We start from the raw sequence: 13,030 nt of genomic DNA, 5'->3' as shown, positions 1-13,030 counted from the left end.
CAGTGATGCGTGAACGACACGGCCCCATTGGATGCAGCGACGAGCAAGCCGACCTTCTCGAGTCGGCGACAAGGTTCTGCGAGGACAAGTCTCCGATCGCGAAGGTGCGCGGATTATTGGAGGACGAGATCGGCTACGACCTCGAAGTGTTTGCCGAGATGGGCGATCTGGGTTGGTTGGGGGTCGCGATCCCGGAAGCCTACGGCGGCGCGGGACTTGATCTGGCCGAAGTGGTCCCTTTGGTGGAGCAGATGGGGCGTCGTTTGATGTCCGGTCCCTTTGTGCCCACAACGCTGGCCGGGCAGTTGCTGCTGGGCGCGGGAACGGAAGCGCAAAAGCAGTCGCTTCTACCGGCTCTCGCAGGCGGCGCGCCTGCGACCGTGGCGTTGGCCGAACCGGCAGGCGATTTCGATTTGGCACAGATCTCGTGCAGGGCCGAGCGTCACGGCGACTCTTTGCGACTCTCGGGCACGAAATGCCTGGTTCTGGATGCGCCGGTAGCAAATTGGTTGATCGCTTCGGTGTCTCTGGAGGGATCTGTCGCGCTTGTTTTGCTCGACGCGGATCAAATCCGGCAGGCAGGTCCTGTGCGCGAAAAAGTCATTGATGAAACGCGGCGGTCCTTTCGGCTTTGCCTCGACGGATTGGAGGTGCCCGGATCGGCGCTGCTGGATTCGGTAGCGACGCTGGACGCCTTGCGTGAGGTCGAGTTGGCAGGCGGTCTGCTGTCCGCGGCCGATATGTGTGGCGCCGGAGCGAGCTGTGTCGCCTACACGGTTTCCTATTTGACGACCCGAAAGCAATTCGGACGTTTGATTGGCTCCTATCAGGGGTTGAAGCATCCTACGGTGGAGGCCCATGTCCGGATGGAGCAGGCAAGGTCGCACGTCTATGCCGCGGCGCATACTTTTGGCAAGGGTGCGCAGGGCGAGATTGCGGTGCGGATGGCAAAGGCACAGACGGGGCCGGCATTGGCCTTTGCCGCCGATCGATCAATTCAGTTCCACGGCGGTTTTGGGTTCACCTACGAATGCGATGCGCAGCTATACAGGCGGCGTGCTCTTTGGGGCGAGAGTCAATACGGCGACGCCGTCCATCAGCGCCGCTTGTTGGCCGATCTGATGCTTTCAGGGAACCTCTTTGCGGAAGGGGCTCGTGGGGGGCACTTCCTGTAGAAATGCCGCCGGACCGGAACGGTCTCGGCGGCATTGTTCGGTAAAAGAAGACCAACGCGACCCACTCACCTCGGCTGCGGGGGATGAGCCGAAGTGAGGTGAGCCGCGCTGCTCTCCTTCTCTCAGAAGTCGTCGGAGATCGGTGTTCTGAGAGACTGTAATTCCTCCTGCAGCGCTGTGGTTTGGCAGATATGCATCTCGGAGATGCTGGTTGCCGTATCACAGTCACTCCCGGTGCCCAGAAGCGACAGGCTTGCGATGTCTTCGTCGCTGCACGCTCGAGAAACCTGGCTCAGAGAACGCATGGCGGCAGATTCGATGCTGGAGAGCGCCGACGCATTGGGGCATTCGGTCTCCTCGTCCTTCTCGATCTGGCGTTCGCATTTGGAGATCTGTTTAAGTGCCTGCTGCAGCAGACCGCCGTACGCTCGACCGATTGCCTTCTGGCATTTATCAGCTGTGCCTCCCCGTGCAGCGACATCGGCGCCATACTGCCGTTCGAGTTGAGAGGCGACCAGAGTATCGGCATCCTCCTTCAGGCAGGTCTCGAGCTCCGAGACTGTCTGTGCATGAACGCAGCTGCCGGGCCAGCTCGCGCCAAGGGCCGTGACCGCGTCGTCCGAGCATTTGCGACTCAAGTCGATCTTCTGGGTCGCCTTGTCGAGTTTGGCCGCGGCCTTTGCCGATGGGCAGCTGTTGCCTGATTTCAGCGAGGCATCAAAACAGCCACGCCATGCCTTTGCGCTGCTTCGGATATAAGTATCGCGTACCTTGTCGAATCCGGCACGGCATTTTGTGATCGTCCTGGAAGCGTGACCGAGGCTGCTCAGCGAGGATGAAGTCCCCGCGATCAGCTCATCCCAAAGCAGCACATTGACATCCTCGAAGGGGGTCGGTGAGATCAGGGTCGAGCTCCAGCTTCCGCCACAGAGCCTGAGTCGATAGATCTGGTCATCAGTCGCTGCGTAGAATTCCTCGGCACAGCCGCCGCCCGGCGTCGGGTTGTAGGTGACGGCCCTGTACTCGGCGGCACCTGTGGGGATGGAAGTGACCGTGGACATGTCGGTCCAGATCCACGAGCCACTCAGCTCGCCGCGGAACAGCCCGCCGGAGGCGGCTACGTAAACAGGCGAGGTCGTCGGGCCATCCAGGTCGTAGACGATCGAGGTGTCCAGATTGGCCAGAGTCGTTGCCTTGCTGAAGGTGCCCGTGCCGCAGCCGGTGAGAGAGCCGATTTTGGCGTACAGGCCGCGGTGGTTGGGGTCGAGGTCGTCGTCCTTGCCGACGCCCACCCAGAATTTAGTGTTGGTGAGCTGAATGTCGCGGACGAGCATGGAGTCGCCGGCTGTGGTCCACGCGGGGTCCATCTGCCAGGTCGCGCCGTTGTCGATGGAGCAGGCAACCCCGCCGCCGACGTGCCCGATATCCCAGTCGCCGAAGCTGATATAGAGATCGTCGGCATTGAATGTTGAAGCCACGATGCTGGTGATCTTGATGGTGTTGTCATCGAAGTGGTATCCGACCGCATCGATTTGTGCGTCGAAGACCTTGGTATAGGACGCGCCGGTCAGTCCCTGATTGGTGGCTCGGTAGAGATCGCCGCCGTCATTTCCGGCAAATACATTCTCCATGATGGTTCCATCGAGATCGTAATCCTGCAGGAAAGTTGCGGTGATGGGCGCCCCGTCGTTGGCCGGAAAGATCGGGTAGGTCCAGGTCGGATAGGCTCCCGTATGAGTCAGGAAATCCTGTGTGATGCCGATGCCTGTCTTGCCTCCGATCACGAAGGTATCCTTGGTGGTCGCTGTGTTGGCGATCTGATCCATATCGTCGATCAGGATCGCGGCCACGCCTCGATTGCCGGCGAGCTCGCCCAGCGTGCTCCAGGTGCCCGTGGCGATGGTGTACTCTGCGATGAACCAATCGGTCGCGTAGAAGACGGTGCCGGCGTTGCTGGGGTCAATCGCCATGCTGTAGTCGTTGCTGTGGATCGCACCCAGTGTTCGCGCCTGGCTTGGCATGCTCGTGAAGGTGTGGCCGTAGTCGACCGAGACACCCGAGATCGCGTAGATGCGGGCGTTGGCTGCATCGAATCGCATCTGTTGAAAGTAGTGGGGCGCATCGGTGGTGGTGGTCCAGGTCGTGCCGCCCCCTGCGCCGCGGTAGACGCTATTGCTCGGTGAGGAGCCCGTGACGAAAATCAGCGGCGCATCAGCGATCGCCGTGTCGGGGTAGACGAAAACGCGCTCGATGATCCCGTCGAGCGAAGGGACTGTGATCATGGCGCCAACCGTGTATCCCGCGCTGTAGGTCAGGGGGTAGAGCTCGATGGTGCCTGCGTTATGCACGGTCGCCCAGAGCATCGGGTTGGTGGGATCATCCGTGTAGGCGGTGATCGACACGACCTGCGCCATCGCGACGGGCGTGGCCAGAAGCGTCCACGTCGTGCCTCCGTCGGTTGTGCGGTAAATATTGCCATCGTCACTGCCTACGTAGGTGCCGCTGACGTGCCCCAGAACGGTGGATATACGTTCCACCACGGCCGAACCGTTATGGAACACGCCTCCATTGGTAACCGTACCCCAGCCGGTGCGGTTAAAGGGGCAGGAGGCATTGGCGATCAGTTTGCCGTTGTTCAAGGTGCCGAAGATGGTGCCGGCGCCGGAGCCCAAAGTGGACGCGGTGATGTCGGCTTCGAGTTCGTCCATCTCGCCCGGTCGGCCGAAGAAGATCGGATCCCACGCTGTGCCGGCTGTGTTGAGGATCACGCCGCCCTGGTCGCCACGCACGGCGGACAGCAGGCGGGTCTGAGCCGTACAGTCGGAATAGCTCACGATATCCTTGGCCTGGCCACCGAAGATGCCGAGGCCCACCCTCACCACCGCGGCGGTAGAGCTTGGCGCGAAGCTGAGGCTGACCAGCAGGGCGCTGAGTGCGGTACACAGGCCCGCTTTGATGGTTTTGCTTCGATAATGTCCTGAATTTGAGTTTCGCATGGTATCCCCCGCGTTCTGGGGGTGCACTTTCCACGGGTCGGAGCTTTTTTGCCGCCGACTGGAAAGGCACCCGATATGGATCTGCGGGAAACGAAATGCAACCTCCGTGCCGGACTGAAAATGCTGAAAAGCCTCGGTTTTTAAAGCGCCCCTTGGTGCGCCGGTAACTAGATGTTTCCAAAAAGCGGAACGTCCAGTTACCGCGATCGCCCCGGATTACGGGGGGCGAGGGGCGGAAGGGTTTCGGAAAATCTCCCGAGGAGCAGGACGGTGGTTGAGGCGGAGCCTTTGCCGGAACCTCGAGGTGCCAGAGACCTGCCTGTATGGGGAGCACGGAATTCCCCGCGCTCCCCGCACAGGGATGTATCGGTTTCAGGCTAGCCGCGGCCGAGTTCGCCGACGTAGCCGTTGGATCGCTGCATCCATTCCTTCTCACGGTCGTAGATCACCGTGCCATCAATGGTAAGCGTGACCCGAATATTAGGGTCGGCAGCAGCACTCATGTCGGTAAACGCCTTGAACGACCACCGCCAGACGCCATCGCGGTTGATCGACAGCAGCATGTAGAAAATACCGTCTCTGGCCCCGGAGCCCTTCCGGGCATCGCGGTCCAGATAGCGCCAACGATGTCCACGCTTGGGTACCGCGCCGGCCTCCAGCGTACCGGAGTAGACGAGATCCCCGCCGCTGCGGATCTCCACGAAGAACTCCGAGACGGACGGGTTGAAGTCGGCGGGCAGGTCGAGACCCGCGCGGATGTAGAGGTAGTCGTCTGCGTTTCGCTTGAACCGAACCCTTGACGGGCAGGGATGGTTGCAGATCGCCGCATAGGAAGTCGGTCCCGGTGTGGCAACGACGGTGGGCGCCGGGGTCGGTTCCGGAGTCGGTTCCGGGGTCGGTTCCGGAGTCGGTTCCGGGGTCGGTTCCGGTGTAGGCGCTGGTGTCGGAGCCGGGTCCTGAATTGCAGGTACCGCAAGATCTTCCACTTCGCCGTTGGATGCTGGTCCCGTGGCCACGCTCAACTCGCCGTCATCACTGGCGATACGGATTCGCGCAAACGACGTTCCGGAAGTCGCGCTGGCAGGAATGGCCCAGGTAAGCGTTGCCGCCGACTCTCCTGCGCTGACCCCTACCAAATTCGACATTTCGTCCAGGCCATCGAAGCTGCCATCAGCGTTCCAGTCGATCCAGCCTCGCACGAATGCATTCGAGCCCGTACTGTTGCTGACCGGAATTTCGATATCGTAGGCAGACTGGCCAATCACGTAGTTGCTGAACACAGAGCTTGTGATGTCTTCGTCGTCGATATCACGGAGATTGTCCCCTACGTCATCGAGCTTGTCCCCCAGGGGGGCAGTGCTGATCCGGGCTCGAACAAATCCTTCACCGACTCCAACGGAGATGGTCTGGTCCTCATTCGCGTCCGTCGCAGTGGGAACGATTGGAAGCTCAATAATTCCGATGTTCTCATCGATGGCCCGAGTGATCTCATCGCGATCTTCCGCATCGAGGGCGATACCAACATGCTTTTCGATAACACCAGCATCCAGGTGGGTGATGGTGGCATCGGTGATGGTACGAATCCGATTGGCGCTATATTCTTCAAGGGCGATGACGAAGGCGGGGGCAGCGGCGATGCCGTCTTCGGTGGCAGCAATGTCGTCCTGAACGGGGTGGCTTTCTGGGAGTTGAACGAAGGCACCGACGACGACGGCAAGAACGAAATCGACATTCAGAACGGTCAGGGATGCTCTCAGTTCATCGGCTCTACTGTCCTGCACACCAGCAACAGTCGGTTTAACCGATGTACTTTCTCTGCGACACCCACTCCCACACCGACACCCACGCCAACGCCGACACCCACGCCGACACCCACACCAACGCCGACACCCACACCCACACCCACACCCACACCCACACCCACACCCACACCCACACCCACACCCACACCAACACCGACGCCGACACCGACGCCAACACCGACGCCAACGCCGACACCAACGCCGACGCCAACGGCACCGACCCCGACGATTACGCCATCGGAGACGCCGGGTGATTTCGTGGCTGTGTGTAACCACCCATGTCCCTCGCGGATTCGATTGGTCCGAAACCCGGCCCGGCTCGACATGCTTTATCTGAAGGCAGGGTTCTTCCCGGCGGAGCCTTACGATCCTGTCCTCTGCGATTTCCGGATCTCGCTGAGTAACGTCAACGGTCTGATTTATGAGGGCGAGTTGCTTCCCGGCGATCTGGAGCGCAAGGGGCGAAAGAATCTCTTCAAAGATCGTCTTGCCAGAACTTCACCGGGGATCCGTGATGGAATCGGGCTGACGCAGATGTCGCGTCGCCCGGAAGGATTTTGGCGATTCCAGTTCAAGGCCTTCGCTCAGCTTGACGCGGCGACCGAGGACGAAATGACCTTGAGGATGGAAACGTGTGGCGATAGCTACGAGCTGACCACGCAGTGGCAGAGGATTCAGAACGGATTCAAACTCAATCTCCGGGAGGTTCCCTGATTTAACCACGGCCGGAAAGCGGCCGCTAAGGGGCTTCGAGATTCCAGGATTTTGGATCGGCGCCAACGCGCCTGCCCAAATCTGACAAGCGGCGCATCTGGGCTCGATCAAAGAGGGTCGGAAAGATCGACTCTTTCAATGGCTCCTCGATGGCGACCCACCGAACCTCGACTTCGCCCAGCCCGCGCCGATTGGTCAGCTCGGCGAGGGCATATAGTTCCCGCAGCGCCACAACCTCCGACGACCCCACCGAGACAGCGAGGCTCCGGGAAGCGATATCCGGCCAGCTGCCGCCGCTCGTTTTGGGGGACTCGCGCAAATTCCCATTGAGGATCACCCAATAACGAGTTTTCGGGATGGGCCGCTCCGGATATTCTCGCTTCCAAATTCCGCCAAACGTGAGGTCTGGTTCCGACGCGTGGCCTCCTGAATAGAAATTCCCCACCACACCGCCGTCGACAAACAGGGAACCACCGATTTCGCGGGGCGGGAAGAGCCCCGGAATGGCCGATGAAGCCAGAAGGATTTCGATCATGGGATCAAAATCCCCGCTGGCGACAGAGTCTTTTGCCGTCTGGTTGAGGTCGAAGATTTGAGGAACGGCCTGATCCAAATTGCTCGCCTGGATCAGGAGTAGCCGTCCGGGTGTCGTTGCGGCAACAATCTCCTTGCCGAAGGACATCGATATTGCTTCCCGCAGGGCTCGCTCCAGGCCGGGGATTTTCGCCAGACTCATATTCTCGGGGGAGAAGTAGAGATGGCCACGTAACTCGAGCCAGTCCTTGCCGGGGTTGCGAAAAAAATGGTCGATCTTTGCCAGGCTCGTCGGAGTTCCCAGATAGGCGAAGGGCGCAATAAACGATCCGGCGCTGACGCCCGTGACACCATCGAATGCCGGCATTGCTTCAGCCTCTTCCGAGAGGCTGGACCAGCCGACCAGAAAGCCCGCACCAAAGGCCCCGTTCTCGCCGCCACCCGAGAGGACGAGGAAATCCATCGTGGCGTCAGGGTCCTTGAGCTGCCGCTGATGCATTCGCTCCACGAGCGCTTTTGTCGATTTGCGTTTGTGCTCTCGCGCGCGGGTGAGCGTCGCCTCGCGCTCGGTTTTGAGCTCACTCTCGGCGAGTATTTGGCGGGGAGGGAGGCGCCCATCGGTGTTGAACGTGATGGCCGCCATATAAATCAACGCGACCAAGGCCAGGACCGAGCCAACCCCCAGCACGAAGGAGAGAAGCATCCATAGACCAAAGTGCTCTCGACGTTTTGGATCGGCCGATTGGGTCATAATTTTTCTCTTCCACATCTGTGGAACGGTGAGGAACGAGACACGATCATGGACAACATGGGCTATCGTTTTGACGCACGATCGACCCTGAGGTCAACCCCGGCCCGGCATCGGGAATTCCGTACTTCTCACGCCCTCTCGCAAAGGTCTCGGAGAGACTCGAACTCCCGGCCCTCCGATCCGAAGGTCTGAGGCCTCGCAAGAAGGGATCCCGGAACGCGGGGCTTGCCTCCAGTAAATGCATGGCGTGATCGCGTTTGAAGGTAGAGAGGGCATCTGGAGCGATTACAGGGATGGATATCTCTCAGCGCGCCAAAGGGCTTCGCCGCGGGCGCGAATAGCGGGAAACGCTCCCATCGAGCCGTCCACGGTCAGACGAACGTCGTGTCGCCCAGGTCCACGCCCAGGCTGCGCCGGCCTGCGACACCGAGGAATTTGGGGCGGGCCATCAGGTGTTGGGCCATGGCCTGGGCATCGCGCAGGTGTCGTTGCAGGGGCGAGCTGCGGTAGAGGCTGCGACTGCCGCCAAGCCGGAACAGGGCCTCGGTGACTTCGCAGCAGGTTTCCACGGCGTTGCAGGTCGCTATGCGAATCTCGGTGCGTTGGTCGACGGTCGGCGCCTCGCCTGCGCAAGCTGTTTCCCATGCATCGTCGACGGAAGAGTAGAAGAGGGCGCGCGCGGCGCGCAGGCGGGTTTCTTCCTTGCCGACCGACATCTGGACTTCCTTGCGCGCAGCCAATGGCCTGGGTGCTGGATCTGCGGCAAGCGTGGCAAAGGTGCTCAAGGAGGCCCGTGCGAGCCCGAGCGCAATCGCGCCGAGGCTCATGCCGAGCATGGTGAAACGCGAGAAGCGGTAGAGCGGCGTATCGATTTGCCCGGAGTCGAGAAGGGGCAGGGTATGCTCTTCCGGGACGAAAACGTCTTCCGCGCGAAAGTGCGTGCTGCCGGTGCCGCAAAGACCGATGACATCCCAGGTTTCCAGCAATTCGACATCCTCGCGTCGCAGGAAGGCATAGCGGGGACCGCTGGTCTCTCCGGGAACCATCGTGCCGACGCCGATCCAGTCAGCATTCCACGACCCGGACCCGAAGGCCCATGTGCCGCTGATCCGGAAGCCGCCGTCGCAGGGCTCGGCCGTACCTGAGGGTTCGAAGACGCCCGCCAGTCGGGCCCGAGGCGAGGCGAAAATCTCGCGCCGCGCATTTTCGGAAAGTGACGAGAGCGGCAGCGTCGAGGTGATGCCGATGAAAACGCACCACGCGACCGAGGCGTCTCCCTCCGCAAGCGTCTCGATCACCCGCATCGCATCTGCGGGAGGGGCCTCGGTGCCGCCGACATCCCTGGGTGCCCAGAGTCCGTAGAAGCCCTCGGCGGACAGGCTTTCGGCGAGATCTTCCGGAAGCCTTCCGGCCGCTTCGGTCGCCGCTGCCCGGTCGTACAATTCTTCGCGGCGCTCGCTGGCAACGCGCAGGCAGTCTTCGGCACTCGGAGGATTCGTGGTCATGAGTTTGGCTTAGCGCAGACAGATCGTCTCGGCCAGAAAGCGGCGGGTAGGGCGGCGGAAGCCTCCCCCGAGACATGGGGAGTTGACGGCTAGACGCAGCTTGGGCGAAAAAGGGCCTTGATGTCGCCTGCCGTCATCTCGTAGGGTCCCGGCATGGCCGATTACACGACCTTCCTCATCGAGAAACGCGGTGCCGTAGACTGGCTGACCTTCAATCGTCCCGAGAGGCGAAACGCGATCAACATCGCCATGGTCGATGAGCTGCGCGACTACTTTGGCTCGCTCTGCGAAGACGAATCGACTCGCATCGTGGTTCTGCGCGGCGCCGGCAAATCGTTCTGTGCCGGGCTCGACATCAAAGAGGCGGGTGGAGACGGGAGAGGGCAGTCCGCGCCGTTCGGGGCTGGTATGGGCTTTCAGGGGTACCTTGCGGAGGTCTATCTCCGGATGAGGCGCTGCCCACAGCCGATCGTGTCTCTGGTCCATGGAGCGGCGTGCGGCGGCGGCTTTTCCTTCGTGATGGCCTCCGACATCCGCATTGCCGGCGAGAGTGCGAAGATGAACGCGGCCTACATCAAGCTCGGACTTTCCGCGTGCGACATGGGATGCAGCTACTTTCTGCCGAGGCTCGTCGGCACGTCGATCGCTTCGGAGTTGATGCTGACCGGGCGCTTCCTCCATGCCGAGCGCGCTCTGAGGACCGGACTCGTCTCGGAGGTCGTCCCCGACGACCAACTTGAGCAGGCGGCCGCGTCCTATATCGACGAAATGTTGGCGACGTCGCGGATCGGTCTTCGCATGACGAAGGAAGGGCTCAATCTGAGCATCGATGCACCCTCGCTCGAAGCCGCGATGGCGATCGAGAACCGAAATCAGCTGATGTGTTCGTCGAGCTCCGAGTTCCGCGACCGGATGAAGGCCTTCGTTTCGGGGTCGTGAGTGGGGCACGATGCTCAAGTTGGCCGTGCGTGTGGGTGAACAGAAACCGGGGTCAAGCCGAAGCCAAGCCGAAGCCAAGCCAGAGCCAAGCATAGGGGGCAGCCTGCCATGCCGATTTCGAATCGTTTGCATCAGATCTTCATTGCGGCCTGATACGGGACATCACTCGACATAACGCACGACCACAAGCAGAAGGCTTCCGGGCCAGAAATCCCGGGAGCTTTCTGTTCGTGCGTGGTCTGGAGCTATCCCCAGTTTGGCACACCGCGGGCACAAGCGGTGGGGGTCCTGGTGGCAAAACCGGTCACACCACGGTCACAGGAGAGCAGGGCGCCCGGCGAGGCCAGGGGTGCCGCTTTCCCCTCACCCCCCGCGGCAGGAGATTGATCCCCGGCTCGAGATTTTAAGCAAAACTGCGATCCCGGGTGCAGATCGATCTCGGCGCGCTAAAGGGCTTCGCCGCGGGCGGGAAGGCGAGTCGGAGACTGCTGGTGGCGGGATTCGGCTTCACGAACAGAGCGCCGCTTGGGCAAAAAGGGCCTTCATGTTTCCTGCCGTCTGCGCCTTAAACGCATGCCAGGCCCCCCTGGGCTCGCAAGGGAACCGGAACAAGGCCGGGAGGGCCGCAAAGATCAGGCGGGATAAATCCTTTTCCTGAAGCCCGCTGCGGGAACGCAAGCTTTCTGGGGGGGGCGGCGCCGGCGCGTGAAAAAATCTGCTTTTCCGAGTGGCTGAGCCGGTGATAGACACTGAGTGTGCGCCCACGAAATTTTCTGAAGGCTGCCGTGCTGATGGCGAGCTGCATGCTGATTCCGGCTGTGCCCGGGGCGACCCAAGCCGTCGAATCGGTTTGCTCGGTGCGCAAGGTCGAGGCGATTGCCGCGACTTGTTCGCGTTTGCTTCGGCACGAAGGGCGGTTTGTCTTTGCCGGCGGCACGCCTACCGCGGAGCGGCGTCTGGCAAGTATTCATGACCGGTTTCTCCAGTCTTGGAGTGAGGCAGAAGCCGGTGACACGGCTGAATGCGCTGCGCAGACGGCCTCGGCCGAAGCGGCCTGGACGCTTCTGGGCGAGCGGATTGCCGGTGTTCTTGGTCGAGCGCCGACACCCGTCTGCCAAAGGCGTCTGGCGCGCACCTTGTCCCGTGCCTGCCGGTCATGGGCGACCATGGTCTGGCCGGATTCGGAGCGGTCGGAAGATATGGCGACGCGTCACGCGCAGCGCCTCGACCGCCGTGTCGAGAAACGCTGGTCGCGGTCGGATTGCCCGAGCCCGGCGGCCTCGACCGTGCAGGATCTGGCGCGTGGGTTGGGGGGATTTGCCGCGGGCCTCGGGACCCAGCGCTCGATTGCGGATCTGGCGACAGCCGCGGGCGTTCGATTTGGCGCCGCGATCGAACCCGGCGAGGTCGCCGGGGATGCGACCTATGCGTCGCTTGTTGCGCGGGAAGCGAACTCGCTGACAGCAGAGAACGTGATGAAGTGGGGGCCTATTCATCCTCAGGCGGATGTCTGGAACTTCGCTCCCGCGGACGCGGTTGTGAGTCTGGCCGGTGCGAACAGCATGAGGCTGCGGGGTCATACGCTCGTCTGGGGTGGCTCGCAGATTGCGCCTTATGTGCAGAACATCAGCGACCGTGAGTCGATGCTGGACCGGATGGAAGAGCATATCGAGGACGTGGTCGGGCGCTATGCGGGCCAGATCGAGCAATGGGATGTGGTCAATGAGCCTTTGCCGTCGGTTGTGGATCCGCCCACCAGCGACGGGCTGGATGACAATGTGTTTCGGCGTGTCGTGGGCGCCGACTACATCGCACGCGCGTTTCATTTTGCTCATGCTGCAGACCCCGACGCGATGCTCTTCCTGAACGATAACGGGATCCTCTTGCCCGGGGCGCGTCAGGAGCGCTTCGTCGCCCTGGTGGAAGAATTGCTTGCTGACGGCGTTCCCTTGCACGGAATCGGGGTTCAGGGACACATCGGGCTCACCCCGCCTGCAGCCTATCCGACACGCCAGCAGCTGGCCGCCTCGATCCGGAGGTTCGCGGATTTGGGTTTGTTGGTGGAAATTACCGAACTGGATGTGGTGACTCTCTTTTTATCGACCGAGGGAAATGCTCTCCCACTTCCTCTGCAGCAGGCGGTTTTGTACTCGGATGTTGTGGGTGCCTGTCTCGAGAATGCCTCTTGTACGGGCATCACCACTTGGGGCCTTGGTGACCATCTTTCATGGGTACGAACTTTTTTCGGCTTGCCCGACGACCCGTTGCTCTTTCTTGAAGACTGGACGCGCAAGCCCGCATATTTTGCCGTGCGTGCCGAGTTCGCCGCAGCCGAGCGTCGTCAGCGCCCACGGTAGGGAAGTGCATTGGCGGCAGGCAGGGTGCGGCCACCGCGCTATCGAGCCTCGACTCGGCAAGGATGAGCTTGTGATGGCCGCCCGTGGGGGAGCCGCTCGCCGGGCCAGATGAGGGCCCCAAACCGCCTGCATCTCGCGAAACCAAGGGAATTCCGACGCAGCCGCACGCACTTCTCGGGATCGAAACTTTCCTTGGACACGCGCCCGGATTCGAGGTTGATTCAACGCAGGAATCCAACGGGGAACGTCCGCGACCG

The 13,030-nt window shown here is 61.5% G+C and carries 9 protein-coding genes; 4 read left to right on the top strand and 5 right to left on the bottom strand.

What is annotated here, in order from left to right; translation table 11 throughout:
* Nucleotides 1-5 precede the first annotated feature (5 nt).
* Nucleotides 6-1,175: an acyl-CoA/acyl-ACP dehydrogenase gene (locus P8K07_11085; protein MDG1959062.1), complete on the top strand. Its 1,170-nt coding sequence runs from the start codon at nt 6-8 to the stop codon at nt 1,173-1,175.
* Between the two features lie 122 nt (nt 1,176-1,297).
* Here P8K07_11085 and P8K07_11080 read toward each other — a convergent pair whose 3' ends face one another.
* The 3 genes from P8K07_11080 to P8K07_11070 form a co-directional block, all read right to left on the bottom strand.
* Nucleotides 1,298-4,171, bottom strand: coding sequence for a hypothetical protein (locus P8K07_11080; GenBank protein ID MDG1959061.1), 2,874 nt, complete (start codon nt 4,169-4,171; stop codon nt 1,298-1,300).
* A gap of 377 nt (nt 4,172-4,548) precedes the next feature.
* Nucleotides 4,549-5,952 (bottom strand): GEVED domain-containing protein, encoded by a 1,404-nt coding sequence (locus tag P8K07_11075; protein ID MDG1959060.1) that lies wholly within the window; start codon nt 5,950-5,952, stop codon nt 4,549-4,551.
* On the bottom strand, nt 5,925-6,299 hold the full coding sequence (locus P8K07_11070) for a hypothetical protein (protein ID MDG1959059.1): 375 nt from the start codon (nt 6,297-6,299) through the stop codon (nt 5,925-5,927). Before P8K07_11070 ends, P8K07_11075 begins: the two co-directional genes overlap by 28 nt.
* Here P8K07_11070 and P8K07_11065 point away from each other — a divergent pair.
* On the top strand, nt 6,298-6,687 hold the full coding sequence (locus tag P8K07_11065) for a hypothetical protein (GenBank protein ID MDG1959058.1): 390 nt from the start codon (nt 6,298-6,300) through the stop codon (nt 6,685-6,687). The genes P8K07_11070 and P8K07_11065 overlap by 2 nt on opposite strands.
* Nucleotides 6,688-6,712: 25 nt before the next feature.
* Here the strand turns inward: P8K07_11065 and P8K07_11060 are convergent, their stop codons facing one another.
* Both P8K07_11060 and P8K07_11055 read right to left on the bottom strand, forming a co-directional pair.
* A complete protein-coding gene (locus P8K07_11060; GenBank protein ID MDG1959057.1) occupies nt 6,713-7,972 on the bottom strand; it encodes a patatin-like phospholipase family protein in 1,260 nt (419 codons plus the stop codon).
* 371 nt (nt 7,973-8,343) lie between these two features.
* Nucleotides 8,344-9,477 (bottom strand): acyl-CoA dehydrogenase family protein, encoded by a 1,134-nt coding sequence (locus P8K07_11055; GenBank protein MDG1959056.1) that lies wholly within the window; start codon nt 9,475-9,477, stop codon nt 8,344-8,346.
* A 153-nt stretch (nt 9,478-9,630) separates the two neighbouring features.
* On the opposite strand from P8K07_11055, the gene P8K07_11050 reads away from it, so the two are divergent.
* Both P8K07_11050 and P8K07_11045 read left to right on the top strand, forming a co-directional pair.
* Nucleotides 9,631-10,416, top strand: coding sequence for an enoyl-CoA hydratase/isomerase family protein (locus P8K07_11050; protein MDG1959055.1), 786 nt, complete (start codon nt 9,631-9,633; stop codon nt 10,414-10,416).
* A 755-nt stretch (nt 10,417-11,171) separates the two neighbouring features.
* Nucleotides 11,172-12,773, top strand: a complete 1,602-nt coding sequence (locus tag P8K07_11045) for an endo-1,4-beta-xylanase (protein ID MDG1959054.1) — start codon at nt 11,172-11,174, stop codon at nt 12,771-12,773.
* Nucleotides 12,774-13,030 lie beyond the last annotated feature (257 nt).

The organism is Candidatus Binatia bacterium, assembly GCA_029248525.1.
In the GTDB taxonomy this organism is placed as follows: Bacteria; Desulfobacterota; Binatia; order UBA12015; family UBA12015; genus UBA12015.
The sequence above is the reverse complement of the archived record's forward strand: the minus strand, read 5'-3'. Positions and strand labels throughout refer to the sequence as shown.

Excerpts from the sequence above, each read along its gene's own strand:
- P8K07_11065 (MDG1959058.1), top strand. The coding sequence starts at position 6,298 with ATGCTTTATCTGAAGGCAGGGTTCTTCCCGGCGGAGCCTTACGATCCT.
- P8K07_11080 (MDG1959061.1), bottom strand. The coding sequence starts at position 4,171 with ATGCGAAACTCAAATTCAGGACATTATCGAAGCAAAACCATCAAAGCG.
- P8K07_11050 (MDG1959055.1), top strand. The coding sequence starts at position 9,631 with ATGGCCGATTACACGACCTTCCTCATCGAGAAACGCGGTGCCGTAGAC.
- P8K07_11060 (MDG1959057.1), bottom strand. The coding sequence starts at position 7,972 with ATGACCCAATCGGCCGATCCAAAACGTCGAGAGCACTTTGGTCTATGG.
- P8K07_11055 (MDG1959056.1), bottom strand. The coding sequence starts at position 9,477 with ATGACCACGAATCCTCCGAGTGCCGAAGACTGCCTGCGCGTTGCCAGC.
- P8K07_11070 (MDG1959059.1), bottom strand. The coding sequence starts at position 6,299 with ATGTCGAGCCGGGCCGGGTTTCGGACCAATCGAATCCGCGAGGGACAT.
- P8K07_11085 (MDG1959062.1), top strand. The coding sequence starts at position 6 with ATGCGTGAACGACACGGCCCCATTGGATGCAGCGACGAGCAAGCCGAC.